Source organism: Hyphomicrobiales bacterium, assembly GCA_030688605.1.
Taxonomy (GTDB): Bacteria; Pseudomonadota; Alphaproteobacteria; order Rhizobiales; family NORP267; genus JAUYJB01.
Genome location: JAUYJB010000047.1, coordinates 1 through 18701, shown reverse-complemented (window position 1 = coordinate 18701; position 18701 = coordinate 1). Strand labels below are relative to the sequence as shown.

At 68.0% G+C, this 18701-nt stretch carries 21 protein-coding genes; 17 read left to right on the top strand and 4 right to left on the bottom strand.

Annotation, left to right across the window (positions count from 1 at the left end; all coding sequences use genetic code 11):
* Nucleotides 1-274 precede the first annotated feature (274 nt).
* Nucleotides 275-1156: a uracil-DNA glycosylase gene (locus Q8P46_05890; GenBank protein MDP2619693.1), complete on the top strand. Its 882-nt coding sequence runs from the start codon at nucleotides 275-277 to the stop codon at nucleotides 1154-1156.
* Between the two features lie 22 nt (nucleotides 1157-1178).
* Here the strand turns inward: Q8P46_05890 and Q8P46_05885 are convergent, their stop codons facing one another.
* Nucleotides 1179-1748 (bottom strand): hypothetical protein, encoded by a 570-nt coding sequence (locus Q8P46_05885; protein MDP2619692.1) that lies wholly within the window; start codon nucleotides 1746-1748, stop codon nucleotides 1179-1181.
* A gap of 110 nt (nucleotides 1749-1858) precedes the next feature.
* Between Q8P46_05885 and moaB the strand changes: the two genes are divergently transcribed.
* Nucleotides 1859-2407 (top strand): molybdenum cofactor biosynthesis protein B, encoded by a 549-nt coding sequence (gene moaB / locus Q8P46_05880; protein ID MDP2619691.1) that lies wholly within the window; start codon nucleotides 1859-1861, stop codon nucleotides 2405-2407.
* A gap of 100 nt (nucleotides 2408-2507) precedes the next feature.
* Nucleotides 2508-2678 (top strand): hypothetical protein, encoded by a 171-nt coding sequence (locus Q8P46_05875; protein ID MDP2619690.1) that lies wholly within the window; start codon nucleotides 2508-2510, stop codon nucleotides 2676-2678.
* On the opposite strand, the gene Q8P46_05870 is transcribed toward Q8P46_05875, so the two are convergent.
* A complete protein-coding gene (locus Q8P46_05870; GenBank protein ID MDP2619689.1) occupies nucleotides 2629-3282 on the bottom strand; it encodes a TIGR04282 family arsenosugar biosynthesis glycosyltransferase in 654 nt (217 codons plus the stop codon). The two genes, Q8P46_05875 and Q8P46_05870, sit on opposite strands and share 50 nt — an antisense overlap.
* Nucleotides 3282-3968, bottom strand: coding sequence for a TIGR04283 family arsenosugar biosynthesis glycosyltransferase (locus tag Q8P46_05865; GenBank protein MDP2619688.1), 687 nt, complete (start codon nucleotides 3966-3968; stop codon nucleotides 3282-3284). The genes Q8P46_05870 and Q8P46_05865 overlap by 1 nt, the downstream gene beginning before the upstream one ends.
* 163 nt (nucleotides 3969-4131) lie before the next feature.
* Here Q8P46_05865 and Q8P46_05860 point away from each other — a divergent pair, with 163 nt between their 5' ends.
* The 6 genes from Q8P46_05860 (at nucleotide 4132) to Q8P46_05835 (ending at nucleotide 9873) form a co-directional block, all read left to right on the top strand.
* Complete coding sequence (locus tag Q8P46_05860; protein MDP2619687.1) at nucleotides 4132-5292, top strand: PA0069 family radical SAM protein; 1161 nt, start codon at nucleotides 4132-4134, stop codon at nucleotides 5290-5292.
* Between the two features lie 206 nt (nucleotides 5293-5498).
* Nucleotides 5499-5930, top strand: coding sequence for a VOC family protein (locus tag Q8P46_05855; GenBank protein ID MDP2619686.1), 432 nt, complete (start codon nucleotides 5499-5501; stop codon nucleotides 5928-5930).
* Nucleotides 5931-6068: 138 nt separating this feature from the next.
* Complete coding sequence (locus Q8P46_05850) at nucleotides 6069-7004, top strand: aldo/keto reductase (GenBank protein ID MDP2619685.1); 936 nt, start codon at nucleotides 6069-6071, stop codon at nucleotides 7002-7004.
* 30 nt (nucleotides 7005-7034) lie between these two features.
* Nucleotides 7035-7694 carry a DUF6064 family protein gene (locus Q8P46_05845; GenBank protein MDP2619684.1) on the top strand — a complete coding sequence of 220 codons (660 nt, stop codon included), beginning with the start codon at nucleotides 7035-7037 and terminating at the stop codon, nucleotides 7692-7694.
* 44 nt (nucleotides 7695-7738) lie between these two features.
* Nucleotides 7739-8416 carry a ribonuclease HII gene (locus tag Q8P46_05840; GenBank protein ID MDP2619683.1) on the top strand — a complete coding sequence of 226 codons (678 nt, stop codon included), beginning with the start codon at nucleotides 7739-7741 and terminating at the stop codon, nucleotides 8414-8416.
* Nucleotides 8417-8766: 350 nt separating this feature from the next.
* Complete coding sequence (locus tag Q8P46_05835) at nucleotides 8767-9873, top strand: site-specific DNA-methyltransferase (GenBank protein MDP2619682.1); 1107 nt, start codon at nucleotides 8767-8769, stop codon at nucleotides 9871-9873.
* Here Q8P46_05835 and mutY read toward each other — a convergent pair.
* Nucleotides 9870-10976, bottom strand: a complete 1107-nt coding sequence (mutY, locus tag Q8P46_05830) for an A/G-specific adenine glycosylase (protein MDP2619681.1) — start codon at nucleotides 10974-10976, stop codon at nucleotides 9870-9872. The genes Q8P46_05835 and mutY overlap by 4 nt on opposite strands.
* A 110-nt stretch (nucleotides 10977-11086) precedes the next feature.
* Here mutY and Q8P46_05825 point away from each other — a divergent pair, with 110 nt between their 5' ends.
* The 8 genes from Q8P46_05825 (at nucleotide 11087) to Q8P46_05790 (ending at nucleotide 18563) form a co-directional block, all read left to right on the top strand.
* Nucleotides 11087-11587, top strand: coding sequence for a DciA family protein (locus tag Q8P46_05825; protein ID MDP2619680.1), 501 nt, complete (start codon nucleotides 11087-11089; stop codon nucleotides 11585-11587).
* A gap of 25 nt (nucleotides 11588-11612) precedes the next feature.
* Entirely contained in the window at nucleotides 11613-12353 is a 741-nt protein-coding gene (locus Q8P46_05820; protein ID MDP2619679.1) for a DsbA family protein, read from the top strand.
* A 60-nt stretch (nucleotides 12354-12413) separates the two neighbouring features.
* Nucleotides 12414-15869 (top strand): chromosome segregation protein SMC, encoded by a 3456-nt coding sequence (gene smc, locus Q8P46_05815; protein ID MDP2619678.1) that lies wholly within the window; start codon nucleotides 12414-12416, stop codon nucleotides 15867-15869.
* 177 nt (nucleotides 15870-16046) lie between these two features.
* Complete coding sequence (locus Q8P46_05810) at nucleotides 16047-16445, top strand: AtpZ/AtpI family protein (protein MDP2619677.1); 399 nt, start codon at nucleotides 16047-16049, stop codon at nucleotides 16443-16445.
* Nucleotides 16446-16519: 74 nt separating this feature from the next.
* Nucleotides 16520-17248 carry a F0F1 ATP synthase subunit A gene (locus tag Q8P46_05805; protein ID MDP2619676.1) on the top strand — a complete coding sequence of 243 codons (729 nt, stop codon included), beginning with the start codon at nucleotides 16520-16522 and terminating at the stop codon, nucleotides 17246-17248.
* A 62-nt stretch (nucleotides 17249-17310) separates the two neighbouring features.
* A complete protein-coding gene (locus Q8P46_05800; protein MDP2619675.1) occupies nucleotides 17311-17538 on the top strand; it encodes a F0F1 ATP synthase subunit C in 228 nt (75 codons plus the stop codon).
* A 42-nt stretch (nucleotides 17539-17580) separates the two neighbouring features.
* The gene (locus Q8P46_05795; protein MDP2619674.1) at nucleotides 17581-18066 is read left to right on the top strand and encodes an ATP F0F1 synthase subunit B; all 486 of its coding nucleotides are present in this window, start codon (nucleotides 17581-17583) and stop codon (nucleotides 18064-18066) included.
* A 5-nt stretch (nucleotides 18067-18071) separates the two neighbouring features.
* The gene (locus Q8P46_05790) at nucleotides 18072-18563 is read left to right on the top strand and encodes a F0F1 ATP synthase subunit B (protein ID MDP2619673.1); all 492 of its coding nucleotides are present in this window, start codon (nucleotides 18072-18074) and stop codon (nucleotides 18561-18563) included.
* Nucleotides 18564-18701: the final 138 nt, after the last annotated feature.

Below are 18701 nucleotides of genomic sequence, written 5' to 3'. Positions count from 1 at the left end.
GCGCGGCTCGCCGGGCGATGCGGTGCATCGGCCAACAGCCGCAACACCGCCACGGCGCAAAAGAACCCGGCCTTCGGTGGGCCAAATCGGCCCACCGGGTTCGTTGCGGCGCTCGCCCGATATCCCGTATCGCGCGTCGCGCCTGCCCGCATGAACCGACTTGGCCCATCCAATTGATTCCCTATAACCATGAACCGCTCTAGCCGCAAAGGGCCGATTTGCCGCAGGGGAAGACCGCCTTGTCACCATGGCGCGGGCGGCGCAAAGTGCCTCCATGACCCGGAACGGCCGTCAGAGCCAAGCCCTCCGCGAGCTCTTGCGATGGTATGCGGAAGCAGGCGTCGACGAAGCGCTCGAAGCAGCGCCCGTCGACCGCCTCACCGCCGCGCCGCCGCCGGCCGCGCAAGACTATCTCGCCGCCGCCGCGCCGGCGGGCAAGCCCGACATGGCGCCGGCGACCGGCAGCCCCGCTGTCCCGGCCGAAGAACCGCGCCGCCGGCCCGCCCTGCCGCTGCCCGAGCCGGTTCAGCCCGCGACCCGGCTTACCGGCGACAGGGCCGTCGTCGATGCGCGCGACCAGGCGGCAAAAGCGGAAAGCCTCGTCGAGCTGGAAGCGATCCTGTCGCGGTTCGACGGTTGCGGGCTCAAGGAGACGGCGAAGAATCTGTGCTTTGCCGACGGCAACCCGAAGGCGCCGGTCATGTTCATCGGCGAGGCGCCGGGGCGCGACGAGGACATTCAGGGAAAACCCTTTGTCGGTCGCGCCGGCAAGCTGCTCGACCGGATGCTCGCCGCCATCGGCCTTAACCGCAGCCAGGCCTACATCACCAACATCGTGTTCTGGCGGCCGCCGGGAAACCGCACCCCGGCGCCGGCGGAGGCCGCCGTCTGCCGCCCCTTCACCGAGCGCCAGATCGCGCTGGTCGATCCCAAGGTCCTGGTCTTTCTCGGCGGCGCGGCGGCCAAGCAAATGCTGCAGACCAGCGAGGGCATCATGCGGCTCAGGGGCAAATGGCGCAGCTTCGAATGCGCCGGGCTGACGATCCGCGCCATGGCCACCCTGCATCCGGCCTATCTGTTGCGCCAGCCGCAGCAGAAGCGCCTCGCCTGGCGCGATTTCCTGGAGATCAGGAAGGCCCTCGACGAGGCCCCCTGACCAGGCGGGCCGCATCGATCCGTCAGCGGGCCGGCGCCGCGCAGACCTCCCGGTTGGAGCAGCCGTCGGCCTCGGCATCGGCCTCGCTGGCGTAGCATCTCGGCCCGCAGCCGATGGGCAAATTGCTCGGGCAACAGCCGCCGTCGCGCGCGCAACAAACGGTTCCGTCGCCACAACAGCCGTTGCCGCAGCAAAACCTTCCGCTCCGGCAATACTTGTCCTCGGTGCACCATTCGCCGACCTCGCTCTGGGCGAGCCTGGTGCCGAGGCCGCTGAGAGTGACGCCGGCGCGGATCATTGGCGTGCGGTCGCAGCGCGGGGCGCTGACCGGCGCCCCTGGCGGCAGCGACATCGGCGGCCGGCCGGCAGGCGATTGCCCCGGGCCCGCGCGCAGGCCGGAGCCTGCCACATCGACAAGACAGAGGACGCAGATGAAGGCAAGAGCGCTATAGAGCCACTTCACCGCGGCTTCCCCCTTGCCGGCGGCAGGCACCGCCGGGCTTGCGAACGTTCCGTTTTCTTGGCCGGGAGTGTAGGCCGCAATGCCGGACCGGACCACCGCAAAGCGGAACAGGTTCACAGGCGCCGGCATCGGGGTCCGGATTGCGTCACGGCGGCGGCTGGCGCTGCGGTACCGGATCGCGGTAAACAGGCATCGAGGAAGATGGTTCGCGGCGCAGCCGCAGATTGGGAGCATCGGCCATGGCCGGCATCGACAAGTCCCGCCCCTTCATTCCGGTCGGCATAGCGGTGCTGACCGTCTCCGATACGCGCGGCCTCGAGGCGGACAAGTCCGGCCAAACGCTCGCCGACCGGATCGCCGAGGCCGGCCACCGGCTCGTCGACCGGGCCATCGTGCCGGACGAGATCGCCGAGATCCGCCAGACCGTAAAGAGCTGGATCGACAGGCCGGAGATCGACGTCGTCATCACCACCGGCGGCACCGGCTTTACCGGCCGCGACGTCACGGTGGAGGCCATCGAGCCCCTGTTCGAGAAGCGCATGGACGGCTTCTCGACCCTGTTCCACCGCATCTCCTACGACAAGATCGGCACCTCGACGATCCAGTCGCGCGCCACCGCCGGCGTCGCCAACGCCACCTATATCTTCGTGCTGCCGGGCTCGCCCGGCGCCTGCAAGGACGCCTGGGACGGCATTCTCAAGGCCCAGTTCGACTATCGCCACGGCCCATGCAATTTCGTCGAGATCATGCCGCGGCTCGACGAGCATCTGAAGCGGAACAAGGCGTAATTCTGTTAATTTTTAATTAACTATACGGTGTTTCTGAGATATCGGATCAATTGCGGATCGACCTCGGGACGCCTTGAGATTTGCGGGGCTGGAGCAATTCTTGACCGATCGGGGCTTTCAGATCGCCGGCTGGATCCTGTTCCTGGTCTCGGCCCTGTTCTTCATCGCCGCGAGCTGGCGCGCCGGCGACGTGCTGGCGCTTGCGGGGGGATTGCTGTTCCTCATCGCCTGCGTGGTGTTCCTCGTTCCGCTCGTCCGCGGTCGAAGCTGACGTGCAGGCGGCCGAGGCGGCCGCGCCAGCGCCGGTGGGCGGCGGCATCGTCCAGATCCTCCAGTTCGCCGATGAGCGCGACTTCAAGGCCGCGCGCGTTCTCGAGCGTGTCCTGAAGGGCGTGCGGGCTCGACCAGCGAACCTTCTCGAACAGGCGCCGGGCGCGCACGAGCCCTCGCGCGCCGATGAGCCAATAGCCGCCGTCGGCGGCCGGGCCGAAGACGAGCCCGGCGCGGTGAAGCGCGCGGAAGGCGGCTGCGATGTGGGCCGGCAAGAGGGCTGGAATATCGCTGCCGACGATCACCGTGGGCCCGGGCGCGAAGCGCTGCAAGAGGCGCTGCATGCGGGCGCCGAGATCGCCCGGCCCCTGGGCGATACGGGCAAGGCCGCGCGGCCAGAACGCCGCGTCGAGGGCCTCGTCCGGCGTCACCGCGAGCATCGTGCGCCAGCGCGCATCGGCGGCAAGTCGGCGGGCGAGGTTGGTGCTCGCCGTGCGATAGGCCCGCCACGCCTCGGCCATGCCGACCTCCCGCGCAAGCCGGGTCTTGACCGCGCCGATGCGCGGCGCCTTGACCATGATGATGAGCGTCGGAAAGCCCGCCATCAACCGTAGAGCCGCGCAATAATTCGCGGCGGCACGCGCAGAAAATAAAGCGACAGGCAGGTCAGGTTGCGAAGCCCCCGCCGGATGATTCCCTCGCGGCGGTAGCGTTCGGCGCCGGTTACCGCGCGCGCCGACAGCACCGCCAGGCGGCGGCGGCCGACGCGGCGCACCATGTTTACATCCTCCATGATCTCCATGGGCGTAAAGCCGCCCACCGCGTCGTAGAGCGCCCTGGAGATGATGAGCCCCTGGTCGCCATAGGGCATGGCGAAGAGGAAGCAGCGCAGCGCCACGAACCGTTCGAGCAGCCGCGCGCCGGGCCCGTCCGCGTCAAGCGCGAAACGGAAGGCGGCCGCCTCCTTGCCGCTGCCCGTTTGCGCGGCGGCGATGAAGCGGCCGGCGGACCTGACCCAGTCCTCGTCGAGCACCGTGTCGGCGTGCAGGAACAACAGCCAGCCGCACTTGGCCGCCCTGGCCCCGGCGGCAAGCTGCGCGCCGCGCCCCTTCGGCGCGCGCACGACCGTGCAGCCGGCGGCCTCGGCGATGGTCAGCGTCAGGTCGCGCGAGCCGCCGTCCGCGACCACCACGTCGCGCACGAAGCCGTCGATCGCCGCCGGCACCAGCGAGGTCAGCGTCGCGGCAAGCGTGCGCTCCGCATTGAGGGTCGGGATGACGACGCTCAGCATCAATCAAATCCGAGGGGCCATGCCGAAATGAGCTGACAGCTCAAATTAACGAATATTACCAACATGTTAATGTTCCGGCTCCGTTCTCGGCGATTAGCCATGAATTCGGGAAAATGTTCTTGTTCCGTTCGCAATTCGACGGTAGTTTATCCACATGATAGGAATGACACGCAAGGGGACCGCTGGGAAGGGGCAAGCGCAAGCCGGCGCCGAGGCGGGGCCGGGCCTGTTCGCCCGCGGTGTGGCCAATGGCCCGGTCAGCGTGAAGCGGCGGCGCGGGCGCGGCGCGGCGTCGAATGCGACCGGGCGTTTCGAGCGGTTCGAAAGAAGCGAGACCGACGACGGCTGGGGCGGCCTCGACGACCTTCCCCCCTTCGCGACCACGGTCACCGAGGAGCGGGCCAAGAGGATCATCACCCGCAACACCTCGCCCGACATTTCCTTCGACCGCTCCATCAACCCCTATCAGGGCTGCGAGCATGGCTGCGTCTATTGCTTCGCGCGGCCGACGCATGCCTATTACGGCCTGTCGCCGGGGCTGGATTTCGAGACCCGGCTGTTCGCCAAGCCGAACGCCGCGGCGCTGTTGGAAAAGGAGCTGTCCGACCCCGACTACACGCCGAAGACCATCGCCATCGGCACCAATACCGACCCCTACCAGCCGATCGAGCGGCAGCGGCGCATCATGCGCGGCATTCTCGAGGTGCTCGACCGCTTCTCGCATCCGGTCGGCATCGTCACCAAGTCGGCGCTGATCGCCCGCGACCTCGACATCCTGTCGCGCATGGCCGAGCGCGGCCTGGTCAAGGCGGCGGTGTCGGTGACCAGCCTCGACCACAGGCTGTCGCGCGCCATGGAGCCGCGCGCGGCGGCGCCCCAGCGGCGCATCGAGACGATCCGCCTGTTGGCGGAAGCCGGAATTCCGACCTCGGTCATGGTGGCGCCGGTGATCCCGGCGCTCAACGATGCGGAGATCGAGCAGATCCTGATGAGCGCGGCGTCGGCCGGCGCCAAGGAGGCCGGCTATATCCTTTTGCGCCTGCCCCTCGAGGTGCGCGACCTGTTCCAGGAATGGCTGCTGGCGAACTTCCCGGACCGGGCGGGAAAGGTGCTCTCGATCCTGCGCGGCATGCGCGGCGGCAAGGACTATGACGCGACCTGGGGACGGCGGATGCGCGGCTCGGGCCCCTATGCGTGGCTGCTCGGCCGGCGCTTCGAGCTTGCCGCCAAGCGCTTCGGCCTCAACGAGGAGAAGGCGAAGCTGCGCACCGACCTGTTCACCCGGCCGCCGCCGCAGGGCGAGCAGCTCAGCCTGTTCGCGTGAGGGGGCGGAAAAACCTTCTCCCCCGGCGGGAGAAGGTGGCGAGGGTCCTAAGAGGACCCGAGCCGGATGAGGGGGGATAGCCGTGCCGCTCTCCCCTCGCCCAGTTACGGCTAAGGGACTTCGGCCCTAAGTCTGCGCACCCCCCCGATCGGGTCGGGGGCAGGCTCTCTCCCGCAAGGGGAACCGGTCACGAGGGAGAAACCGACATGCTGCCTGGGCGAGTGAACCTGATCACCCTCGGCGTTGCCGATGTCGCCGCCAGCACCGCTTTCTACAAGCGCCTGGGCTGGAGGCGGTCGGAAACTGCGAGCACGCCCGACATCAGCTTCCTCGCCCTCGACAATCTGGTACTGGGGCTATACGGCCGCAAGGCGCTCGCCGCCGAATCGAACAGGCCGCACGCCCCTGCCGGCCCGGAGAGCTTTGCGCTTGCCATCAATCTTGAAAGCGAAGCGGCCGTGGACGACGCGTTTGCCCTGGCGGTCAAGGCCGGCGCGCGGGTGCTCGCGCCCGCCAAGAAGATGCATTGGGGCGGCTATTCCGGCTATTTCGCCGACCCGGACGGTCACGCCTGGGAGATCGCCCACAACCCATTCTTCCCGCTCACCCATGAGGGGTTCGTGACGCTGCCGGAGTGAGCGGCGTTGTCTCGGCAACATCCCGTCGATTCTGCTCCGCCCCAACGATTTCGGCGATGCACCCCTGTTTGGTCGCCGACACTTGAAGCCCGGTCGTGAGCCTCCCATTTGCGTTCGCAAGCAGGAGACCGATAACGGATGACTGGAAACCGGCCGCGACTTACGCGCCGCGGCTTTCTCGCCTCGGCCGCCGGTCTGGCGCTTGCGCCGATGCTCGGCCATGCGGCCGAACGGGCGGCGGCGACCGGAATGATCACCCGTGCGATCCCTGCGACGGGCGAGCGCATTCCCGCCGTCGGCATGGGCACCTGGATCACCTTCAATGTGGGCTGGAGCACCGCGTTGCGCCAGCAGCGCAGGGAGATCCTACGCGTCTTTTTCGAGCGCGGCGGCGGGATGATCGACTCTTCGCCGATGTACGGCTCCTCCCAGGACGTTGTCGGCTGGTGCCTGGAGCGTCTCGCCGATACGGAGGGGCTGATCTCCGCGACAAAGGTCTGGACGCCCTCGACCGACGACGGACGGGAGCAGATGGAAGAGGCGCGCGCGCTGTGGGGCGTCGACAGGTTCGACGTGATGCAGGTCCATAACCTGGTGAACTGGGAAGGTCATCTGCGGACCCTGCTTCAGGCCAAGGAGGAGGGCCGCATCCGCTATATCGGCGTCACCACCTCGCACGGCAGCCGGCACCGGGAGATCGAGCGTATCATGCGCGATCGGCCCATCGACTTCGTCCAGTTCACTTACAATATCCTCGACCGCTGGGCGGAGAACCGGCTGCTGCCGCTTGCCGCCGAGCGCGGTCTGGGCGTCATCGTCAACCGGCCGTTCAGACGCAAGGAGCTTTTTCGCCTGTTCCAGGACAAGCCGCTGCCCGACTGGATCGGCGAATTCGACTGCGAGAACTGGGCGCAGTTCTTTCTCAAGTTCATCATCTCCCACCCGGCCGTGACCTGCGCCATTCCCGCGACCACGCGGATCGAGCACATGCAGGAGAATATGAGCGCCCTCCATGGTCGTCTGCCCGACCCCGACCTGCGCCGAAGGATGGTGCGGTATGTCGAAGGCCTGTAGACCGGCGACCGGCCGGCCCGGAGCCCGTCCATGAGCCTGCCCTATACGGTCGAGGTCTTCTTCGCCTCGATGGCCGAATACAACCGCTTGTGGTTTCCCGAGGCCCTGCTCGCGGTCGTTTTGATGCCGGTCGCCTTCGCCCTTGCTGTGCGACCGCTGCCCGGACGCGCGGGCGTCAGCGCACGGCTTGCCGGCGCGCTCTTGGCGGCCGCCTGGGTGTGGGTCGGCTGGGCCCACCAGCTTCAACACATGGCAATCCTGAACTTCATGGCGCCGGTCTATGGCAGCGCGTGGATCGTCCAGGGCGGCCTGATCGCCTTGACCTGCGCCGTGCTGGGCCGCGTGCGCTTCCGCTTCGGCGGCGGCGTACGCGGATGGACGGGACTGGCGCTCGCCCTGTTCGGCCTCATCGGCTACCCGATCGTCGTTCTCCTGCTCGGCTATGGCTGGCGTTCTGTACCGCTTGCGGGTATGGCCCCGGACCCGACGGCGATCTTCACGGCCGGGTTTCTGGCCGCGGCACGCGAACGCCCGCCCCTCCACCTGTTCGTGCTGCCGCTCGGCTGGGCGGGCGTCGCCGCTGTCTCGGCCTATCTCCTCGGCTTCCCTTTGGACTACGCAGTCGCTGCCGCGGTCCTTGCCGCGGCTGCGCTGGCCACCCACTCGCATATGCGCGACACGATCGGCTGATCGCACGGCTTGCCGCCGGCGCCGCCGCGCGGCAGGCTTGGCGCATGGGCAGGAGCGATTCGCTTGGCCGGCCGTCGCTGGCGCCGGAGGCCGCGCTCGCCGAGGAGGTCGGCGGCCTTGTCTGCGGCATCGACGAGGCCGGCCGCGGCCCCTGGGCGGGACCCGTGGTGGCGGCAGCCGTGATCCTTGACCCTGGTGCCCTGCCGGACGGGCTCAACGATTCAAAGCTGCTTTCCGCCGCCGACAGAGAGCGGCTGTTCGGCCTCATCGCCGCCCGCGCCCGGATCGGCGTCGGCGTCGCCAGCCGCGAAGAGGTCGATGCCGTCAACGTCCTGCAGGCAACGTTCCGCGCCATGGCGCGCGCGTTTGCCGCGTTGAGCCTCGCGCCCGCGGCAGCCCTCATCGACGGCAATCGGGCGCCGGACCTGCCGTGCCCGGCGCGAACCCTCGTCAGGGGCGATTGCCTGTCGGCCTCGCTCGCCGCGGCCTCCATCGTGGCCAAGGTGACCCGCGACCGGATGATGGTCGCGCTGGCGCAGGAGTGCCCCGGCTATGGCTGGGAGCGCAACAAGGGGTACGGCACGCCGGAACACGCAGCCGCGCTCGACCGACTTGGCGTCACCTGCCACCACCGTCTGAGCTTCGAGCCGGTGCGCGAGGCGCTGGAAGCGGCCGCCAAGAGGCGCGGCAGGCCGCGCCGCGCGCCGCAGGTTCCCGCATAATGATGTTGGCTTGTCACATAACATGTCTTTCCTCCCCCTTGCGGGGGAGGACGGAAAATCAACGCCTTGGCGGCGCGCAAGCGGCGCCAAGCGTTAGATTTTCCAGGAGGGGGGTACAGATGCCGGGCCCCCCTCCTGCAAAATTCAAGGGTTAGCCTCGCCAGGCTCGGCTAACACCTTGATTTTGCTTTCTCCCCCGCAAGGGGGGAGAAGCGGTCCGGGTCGGCCGCCCCCTCTCCTCCAGCCGGGACAACCCCGTTACTTTCTGTCCCAGGTCACGCGCTTAATCGAACCTTTACCATGCCCGCCCCACCATGTGCCCCGGTTCAGTTGCGTGTGGGTATCGCGATATGGGTAAGTTGCGTCGGGGGGGCGAAGCCTCTTATATCAACGAGGTTTTGATCGGCGACAGCATCGAGATCATGGCAAGCCTGCCCAAGGCTTCGGTCGACCTCGTCTTCGCCGACCCCCCCTACAATCTGCAGCTCGAAGGCGAGCTTCTGCGCCCCAACAACAGCCGCGTCGACGGCGTCGACGATGCCTGGGACAAGTTTTCGAGCTTCGCCGACTACGACGCCTTCACCCGCGCCTGGCTCGGCGAGGCGCGCCGCGTGCTCAAGCCCCACGGCACGGCCTGGGTCATCGGCTCCTACCACAACATCTTCCGCGTCGGCACGGCGATGCAGGACCTCGGCTACTGGATCCTCAACGACATCGTGTGGCGCAAGACCAACCCGATGCCGAACTTCCGCGGCCGCCGCTTCACCAACGCCCACGAGACGCTGATCTGGGCCGCGCGCGACGCCGGAAAGACGAGCTACACCTTCAACTATGAAGCGATGAAGGCGCTCAACGACGATCTGCAGATGCGCTCCGACTGGCTGTTGCCGATCTGCTCTGGGTCGGAGCGGCTCAAGGACGAGCACGGGCGCAAGGCCCACCCGACGCAGAAGCCCGAGGCGCTGCTCTACCGGGTGATCCTCGCCTCCTCCAAGCCCGGCGACCTTGTGCTCGACCCGTTCTTCGGCACCGGAACGACCGGCGCGGTGGCCAAGCGCCTCGGCCGCGCCTATCTCGGCATCGAACGCGACCCGGCCCACGCGGAAGCCGCCCGAAAACGGTTGCAGACGGTCACGCCGCTGCCGCCCGACGCCATCGCGGTGACCAAGTCGAAGCGCGCCGAGCCTCGCGTGCCCTTCGGGCTCATTGTCGAGAAGGGGCTGATCGAGCCCGGAACGAGCCTGTTCGACCCGCGCGGGCGGCTGGCGGCCAAGGTGCGCGCCGACGGCACGCTCGCCTGCCGCGGCGCCGACGGCTCGATCCACAAGATCGGCGCCCATGTCCAGGGCGCGGAGGCCTGCAACGGCTGGACCTTCTGGCATTTCGAGACCGGCGGCAGGCTTGAGCCCATCGACCGCCTGCGCCAGCAGGTGCGCGCCGAGATGGCGGGCGTCTAATCCTTCGGCCGGCCCGCCAGGGCATGGCGGGCGACCTTTCGCATCAGGCTCGGCAGTGCCTCCTCGAACAGCGCCGACTTCGCCACCCACCGGCAGCGCTCGGGCGCGGCGTCGCCTTCGACCTCGGCGACCTCGGCGACCTCGGCGCGCCAGACCTCGATCTCGGCGACGAAATGGGTGAAGACGTGGCGCACGTGGCCCGGAACCTTGCGCCATTCTGCGGCAAGCGGCGCCTCGGCGGCGGACGGCGGCATGGTGCCCGCCAAGACCCAGTTTCCGGTCGGAAACTCCGTCATCCCGCCGAGCAGACCGCGGTCCGGACGCCGGCGAACCAGGACATGTCCGTCTTGCCGCTCGGCAAAGAAAGCCGCCGCCCGGCGCACCGGACGGGCGGTTTTCGGCGCTTTTTCCGGCAGGTTTTCGGCGATTCCTTGCGCCAGGCCCTTGCAGTCCCCGCTCAGCGGACAAATCGCGCAAATCGGCCGTTTCGGGGTGCAAACAGTGGCGCCCAAATCCATCAGCGCCTGCACCAGATCTCCCGGGCGCGGCGAGGGCAAGAGCGCTTGGGCGTGAGCCTCGATCTCCGGATCGCCTGGCCGCAACGGGCCTCGCACCGCGTGATAGCGGGCCATCACCCGGCGGATATTGCCGTCGACGGGCACGCGCTGGGCATCAAAGGCGATGGCGGCGATCGCCGCCGCCGTGTAGGCGCCGATGCCGGGAAGCGCGCGAAGCGTATCCATGTCGTCCGGAAACCGCCCGGCATGGTCACGGCAAACCGCCTTTGCGCAGGCGTGCAGATTGCGTGCCCGGGCATAATAGCCGAGCCCCGCCCATGCCTTCATCACCTCGTCCAAAGGCGCCGCCGCCAGCGCCCCGACCGTCGGCCAGCGGACAAGAAACCGCCGGAAATAGGGGCCGACGGTCTTCGCCGCCGTCTGCTGCAGCATGATCTCCGAAAGCCACACCGCATAAGGGTTGGGGCGGCGGCCCGGCGGCGCCCGCCAGGGCAGATCGCGCCGCGCGCGGTCATACCAGGCAATGAGCCGGTTGGCCGGCGGCGCCCCATCCTTCCCGGTCGTCGAAATCGGCTGCCCGCTCATTGCCTCTCGGCGCATTGCCTCAATGCCGCCCGCGCGTCATGATAGGTTGAAGAATCGCCGCCTTGCAGATGACGCGCGCCGGCGATGTCCGTCAAGCGCCCGGTGGCCCCATGCCGACGCAACAGAAGCCGAAGCCGCTGCCCGCCTCGCCCTTCGTCTCTCCGGCGCGCACTTTTGCCGATATTGCCTCGCCGTCGCTTGCCAGGCTGCTCGGCAAACGCGGGCTTGCCAATATGGAGATCCTCCGCCACTGGCCGGAGATCGTCGGCGCCGAGCTTGGCCAGGTCTGCGCGCCGGAAAAGATCGTCTGGCCGCGCGCGGCGGCGCCGGCCGAAGCCGAACCGGAGGCGCGGCGCGGCGCCGTCTTGCACATCCGCGTCGAGGGGCCGCAGGCGGTCGAGCTTCAGCACCGGTCGGACGAGATCATCGCCCGCGTCAACCGGCTGTTCGGCTTCGCGGCGGTCGAAAAGATCCGCATCATCCAGGCTCCGCTCGCCGGCCGCGATCAGCGCCCGGCGCGCCGCCCGCAGCCCGCCGCCGAACCGGCTGCCGAGAGCGAATCGCTCGACGCGGCGCTTGCCCGGCTCGCCCACGGCATCAAGGACCGATAATCCGGCAGGGAGCGATTGTGCGCCGTTGCAGCTCAACCTATATTGCGCCGCAATCGCCAACGACAAGGGAACGAATCACGTGCAGATATCGCGCTCGACCCTCATCGGCGGCCTTGCCGCCATCGCCTTGATCGTCATCGCCGGCGGCGCCTACTGGTATTCGACCAGCGACAGCGGCATGCTGCCCGGCGGGCCGGATCAGCAGTCCGGCGCCACCTGGTCCGGGGCGGACGAGCTGTTGAAGCCCGGGCCGCTGAAGGAAATGGAGCTGGGGACGAAGGACGCGCCAATCACCGTCATCGAATATGCCTCGATGACCTGTGGTCATTGCGCCAATTTCCACAACAATATCTACCCGGAGTTCAAGGCCAAATACATCGATACCGGAAAGGTGCGCTTCATCTTCCGCGAATTTCCGCTCGATCCGCTCGCCGCCGGCGCCTTCATGCTCGCCCGCTGCACCGAGTCCAATTATTTCGGCTTTGTCGAGATGCTGTTCGACCAGCAGGAGGCCTGGACGGAGACCAGCGATCCGGTCGATGCCCTGTTCAGTCTGTCGAAACAGGCCGGCTTCACCGAAGAGAGCTTTGACAAGTGCCTTTCGAATCAGCAACTTCTCGATGAGATCAATGCGGTCAAGGACCGCGCGGAAAAGCTATTCGATGTCGATTCGACGCCGACTTTCTTCGTCAACGGCCAGATCGCCCGCGGCGTGCAGACCGTCGATGATTTCGAAAAACTGTTTGCGGCCCAGCTTACGAACTGACAATCATCGCGTCATGCCGTCCGCAACTGGTTTGTCTCGGGCCACCACGGGGGACCGCCGGTGAAGTTCACGCGCATTCGCATCCACGGCTTCAAGAGCTTCGTCGAGGCGACCGAGCTTCACATCGAACCGGGGCTGAGCGGCATCGTCGGGCCGAACGGCTGCGGCAAATCGAACCTCGTCGAGGCGCTGCGCTGGGTCATGGGCGAAAGCTCCTACAAGAGCATGCGCGCCTCCGGCATGGAGGACGTGATCTTTTCCGGCAGCGCCAACCGGCCGGCGCGCAACAGCGCCGAAGTCACCATCATGGTGGACAATTCCGAGCGCAAGGCGCCCGCTGCCTTCAACGATTCGGACCTGCTGGAGGTCACCCGGCGTATCGAGCGCGACGCCGGCTCCGTCTATCGAATCAACGGCAAGGAGGTGCGTCTGCGCGACGTGCAGCTCCTGTTCGCCGACGCTTCGACGGGCGCCCGCTCGCCGGCGCTGGTGCGCCAGGGCCAGATCGGCGAGCTGGTCGACGCCAGGCCGGAAGCGCGCCGCAGGCTGTTGGAGGAGGCGGCGGGCATTTCCGGCCTGCATTCGCGCCGCCACGAGGCGGAGTTGCGGCTGCACGCGGCGGAAACCAACCTGGAGCGGCTGAGCGACGTCATCGCCCAGATCGAAACGCAGCTTTCCGGCCTCAAGCGCCAGGCCCGTCAGGCCGCCCGCTACAAGAAGGTCGCGGCCGAGATCCGCAAGTCCCAGGCGCTGCTTTTGGCCATCAAATGGGCCGGCGCCCGGCGGACGGTCGGCGATGCCGAGGCGGGCCTCGCCGAGGAGACCGGGCGGGTCAACGCCTGCACGGCGCGGGCCGCTGCAGCGGCGACGGAGCGCACCGCCATTGCCGCCGACCTGCCGCCGTTGCGCGAGACGGAAGCCCGCGCCGCCGCCGCCCTGCAGCGCCTGACCCTCGCTCAGGCGGGACTCGAGCAGGAGCTTGAGCGGGCGAACCGGCGCATGGAGGAAATCCAGGCGCGCATCGCCCAGCTGCAACAGGACCTCGCCCGCGAGAGCGCGATGGTCGGGGAAAGCGGCGAGGCCGACGCGCTGCTCGAAGCCGAGCAGGCGGAACTTGCCCGGGAGATCGACGGCGCCGACGCCGCCGAGGAAGCAGCGAGGTCCGCGCTTGACGAGGCCGCCGGCGCGTTGAAGGAAAGCGAGCAGGCGCTTTCGCTCCTCCTCGACGAGCTTGCCCAGCTCAGAGCCCGGCGCAACCAGCTTGAAGGCGCGCTTGCCGACAATGACCAACGTCTGACGCGCCTTCACCGCCAATTGGCCGACGTCGAAATCGAGTTCGCCGAGCTTCGCGCCGGCGGGCAAGGGAGCGGTGAGGTTGTGCGGTTCACCGACGCGGTCGACCAGGCCGGCAAGGCTATCGGGCGCGCCGAGCAGGAGCAGCTGGCGGCCGAACGGGCGCTTGCCGCCGCGCGCGAGCAGGAAGCAAGGCTGCGCGAGCCGCTGATTGCCGCTGAACGCGAGGCCGAGCGCCTCAACGCCGAGGTGGCGACCCTTGCCAAGGTGCTGAACGTCGCGGCAAGCGAGCTGTGGCCGCCGCTCATCGACGCGGTCGAGGTCGATAAGGGCTACGAGGCGGCGCTGGGCGCGGCCTTCGGCGACGACCTCGAGGCGCCGGAAGATGCCGCCGCGCCCGCCCACTGGCAGTCAGTGGCGCCAACCGCCGACGACCCTGCCCTTCCTCCCGGCGTCATGCCGCTGGCGGCCAAGGTGCGGGCGCCCGGCGTGCTCGCCCGCCGCCTCGCCCAGGCCGGCATCGTCGCGCCGGACGACGGCGAGAAGCTGCAACGGGTACTGAGGCCCGGCCAGCGCCTGGTCTCCGTCAAGGGCGATTTGTGGCGATGGGACGGCTATAGCGCATCCGCCGAAGCCGCCACCGGCGCCCAGCGGCTCGAGCAGCGCAGGCGGCTTGCCGAGCTTCAGGCGGAAGCCGAAGGCGCGCGCGCCAATGCGGCGAGCGCCCGTGATGCGATTGAAGCGGGATCAAGCGCGGTGCGCGAGGCCGCGCTTGCCGAAGAGACGAGCCGCAATGCCTGGCGCGAGGCGCAGAGTATCCTGTCGCAAGCCCGCGACAGGCTCGCCCAAGCGGAACGGCAGGCCAGTCAGGATACCGTGCGGCTGAGCGCGCTTTCCGAAGCGCGCGCCAGGCTCAAGGCCAGCATCGAGGAAACCGAAGCAAGCCGAGGCGAGGCGGAGGCGGCCCTTGCCGCGCTCGGCAGCGGCGAGGCGCAGGAAACCGAGCTCGACGCGTTGCGCGCCAAGGTTGCCGCGGAACGCGCCGTTTTTGCCGCTGCGCAGGCGCGCTTCGACGGGCTGAAACGCGAGGCGGAGCTGCGTGTGCGGCGGCTCGAGGCGATGGGGCGCGAGCGCGAGATGCTCGCCAAGCGCCGCGCCAGCGCCGCCGCCCAGATCGAAGTGCTGGAAGCGCGCCAGGCCGAAGCGCGCGGCGAGCTTGAGACGCTTGAAGGCGCACCGGCTGAGATCGAGGCCTCCCGCCGCCGCCTGATGTCGGAAATCGCCGACGCGGAAAAGGCCCGCGCCAAGGCCGCCGATGCGGTCGTTGCCGCGGAAAGCAAGCTTGGAGAAGCCGACAAGGCGGGCCGCGCCGCCGACGAGGCGCTCGCCGTAGCGCGTGAGGCGCGGGCCCGCACCGAGAGCCGGCTCGAAGCCGGGCGGCAACGGCTCATAGAGCTTGCCGCTGAAATCGAGGACCAGATCGGAATGGCGCCGCAAGGATTGCCGGCCGCAACCGGCCTTGGCGAAGGCGATCCCCTTCCCGGCGCCGAGGAAACCGAGGCGCGTCTGGAGCGGCTCATGGCCGAGCGCGAACGGCTCGGCGCCGTCAATCTGCGCGCCGAGGAGGAAGCCGCCGAGGTCGAGGAGCAGCTCAACGGACTGATCGCCGAGCGCGAGGATCTCGAACAGGCGCTGCGCCGCTTGCGCCACGGCATCGGCCAGCTCAACCGGGAGGGACGCGAGCGGCTGCTCGCGGCATTCGAAACCGTCAATTCGCATTTTCAGCAGCTTTTCACGACGCTGTTCAACGGCGGCATGGCGAGCCTGGACCTGACCGATTCCGACGACCCGCTCGAGGCCGGCCTGGAGATCATGGCGCGGCCGCCGGGCAAGCGGCTGCAGGTCTTGTCGCTGCTCTCCGGCGGCGAGCAGGCGCTCACCGCCCTCGCGCTCATCTTCGCCGTCTTCCTGACCAACCCGGCGCCGATCTGCGTTCTCGACGAGGTCGACGCGCCGCTCGACGATGCCAATGTCGAGCGCTTCTGCACCCTGGTCGAGCAGATGGTGACGACGACCGACACGCGCTTCGTCGTCATCACCCACCACCCGCTGACCATGAGCCGGATGGACCGCCTGTTCGGCGTCACCATGGCCGAGCGCGGCGTCAGCCAGCTGGTATCGGTGGACCTGGAGACCGCGGCCAGCTATCGCCAGGCGAGCTGAGCGGCACGCAGCGCTACCTGGGCCGATTGTCGCAGCGCGGCAGGTGGCCTGAAAATCGTTTCAGATCAATGCGTTATGCAAAGACCGCCCGTTCTTGACACCCTTGGGCCCGACCACTAATGTGCGCCGGACTTCGGGCAATCCGAAGGGCTCTGCACGGCCACGCTTGAGGATGCCATGGCGTCGGATGCGCGCGGTGACGGCACCGACCGCAAGGAGGAAAGCGGGGCCGGACGGACGCCGGACGATGCGTTCAAGTCCCGCCTCAGGGCATTGGACGCCCGCCTGCGCAAGGTTCGGCGAGGGCGGGAGGCGCCTGTCGAGGCGGAACGCAGGGGCACGGCCTTGGGGCTTGCCTTCCGTCTGGTTGCCGAGCTCGTCGCGGGGCTCGCGGTCGGCGGCGCGATCGGCTGGTTCCTGGACAAGTGGCTGGGAACGCTGCCGGTCTTGTTTCTTTTGTTTTTCGCTTTGGGGGCGGCGGCAGGAATTCTCAACGTCATCCGCACGGCGCGGCAGATGCAGGCCGGCATGGGACCGATAGGCGAAGACCTCGAGCCCGACGACGAGGATGACTGAAGGCCGGATCGGCCTGAGCAAGGAGAGCAGGCTTGGCAGTCGAAAATGCGCCGGTGAACGGAGCGGAAGCCGGCATCCAGATCGACCCGATGCACCAGTTCGAGATCCAGCGTCTGGTCAAGCTGGAGCTGTTCGGCGTCGACGCATCCTTCACAAACGCGTCGCTGTGGATGGTCATCGCGGTCGTACTGGTGACCGCGCTCACCGTTTGGGGCATGAGCGGCCGGGCGCTGGTCCCCGGCCGGCTGCAGTCGGTCGCCGAGCTCGCTTACGAGTTCGTCGCCAACATGGTGCGCGAGAATGTCGGCTCGGCCGGACAGCGCTATTTCCCCTTCATCTTCACGCTGTTCATGTTCGTGCTCGCCGCCAACATGCTCGGCATGGTGCCCTACTCCTTCACGGTGACGAGCCACATCGCGGTGACCTTCGCGCTCGCCGCCTTCGTCTTCATCGCCGTCACCGTTATCGGCTTCATCACCCACGGGCTCCGCTTCCTGCGCTTCTTCGTGCCCTCGGGCGTGCCCAGCGTCATGTTGGTGCTGCTGGTGCCGATCGAGATCATCTCCTATCTCACACGGCCGTTGAGCCTGTCGGTGCGGCTGTTCGCCAACATGATGGCCGGCCACACCATGCTGAAAGTGTTCGGCGCCTTCGTCGTCGGCCTCGGCATCCTCGGCGGCTGGGCGCCGCTTGCCTTCATGGTCGCCTTCACCGGGCTCGAGGTCCTGGTCGCCTTCCTGCAGGCCTATGTGTTCGCCATCCTCGCCTGCATCTATCTCAACGACGCCCTGCACATGCATTGACGCGCGCGGCGGAAGATCTCGCATTCATTCCGAATTTCACAACATTTCAAGGAGCTTGAGACATGGAACCAGAAGCAGCAAAACTGATCGGTGCGGGCCTCGCCTCGATCGCGCTCGCCGGTGCCGGTATCGGCATCGGTCACATTTTCGGCAACTATCTGGCCGGCGCCTTGCGCAACCCGTCGGCGGCCCAGGGGCAGTTCGCAAACCTGCTGCTCGGCTTCGCGCTGGCGGAAGCCACCGGCTTGTTCGGCCTGGTGATGGCGTTCATTATCCTGTTCGTGTTCTGAGCGCGGAGAGAACAACAGCGCCAAGCGTGAGATAGGCGGGTCATGCCACAGCTCGATTTTACCTCCTGGCCGCCGCAGCTGATCTGGCTGGCGATCACTTTTGCCGCGCTCTATTTCCTGATGGCGCGCATCGCCCTGCCGCGCATCGCAAACGTGCTCGAGCAGCGCCGCGACCGCATTGCGGCCGATCTCGACGAGGCGGCGCGCCTGAGGCAGGAGACGGAGGACGCGATCGCCGCTTACGAGGCGGCGCTGGCCGAGGCGCGCGCAAAGGCCCATGCCATCGCGGCCGAGTCCCGCGACAAGCTCAACGCCGAGCTCAAAGAGGAACGGGCCAGGGTCGACAAGCAGGTCGCCGCCAAGACCGAGGAAGCCGAAAAGCGCATCGGCGCGGTGAAAAAGGCCGCGCTCGGCGAGGTCGACAAGGCGGCGAGCGACACCGCCGAGGCGATTGTCAGTCTTCTCATCGGCGTCAAGCCGGCCAAGAAGGACATCGCCGCCGCGGTCAAGGCGGCGCTGGCGGAGTAGCGCAGATGGACTTTATCTCGGAGGCGGAATTCTGGGTCGCCATCGCCTTTTTCGGCTTCGTCGCGGTGGTCGTCTACTTCAGGGCGCCGGCGATGATCGCCAAGGCGCTCGACGAGCGCGCCGCCCGCATCAGAGACGAACTCGACGAAGCGCAACGGCTGCGCGAGGAGGCGCAGGCGCTGCTGGCCGAATATCAGCGCAAGCGCCGCGACGCGGAAAGCGAAGCCGAGGAGATCATCACGCTCGCCCGCCACGAGGCGGAACGCTACGCCGCGGAGACCCGCGCCGCGTTGCAGGAAACCGTCGAGCGGCGCCTGCAGGCGACGGAAGCGAAGATCAAGCTGGCCGAGGCCCAGGCTCTCGACGAGGTGCGCGCGGCCGCCGCCAACGCCGCCATCCGCGCCGCCGAGACGGTGATCTCGAAAGGCCTCAGCGCCAAGATGCGCGCCGATCTCATCGCTTCGGGCATCAAGGAAATCAAAGGCAAACTCAACTAGAGCGGTTCATGGTTATAGGGAACCATTTGACCGGGATGATTTTGCGCCGTGGCCAGGCGCGGCTCGCCGGGCGATGCGGTGCATCGGCCAACAGCCGCAACACCGCCACGGCGCAAAAGAACCCGGCCTTCGGTGGGC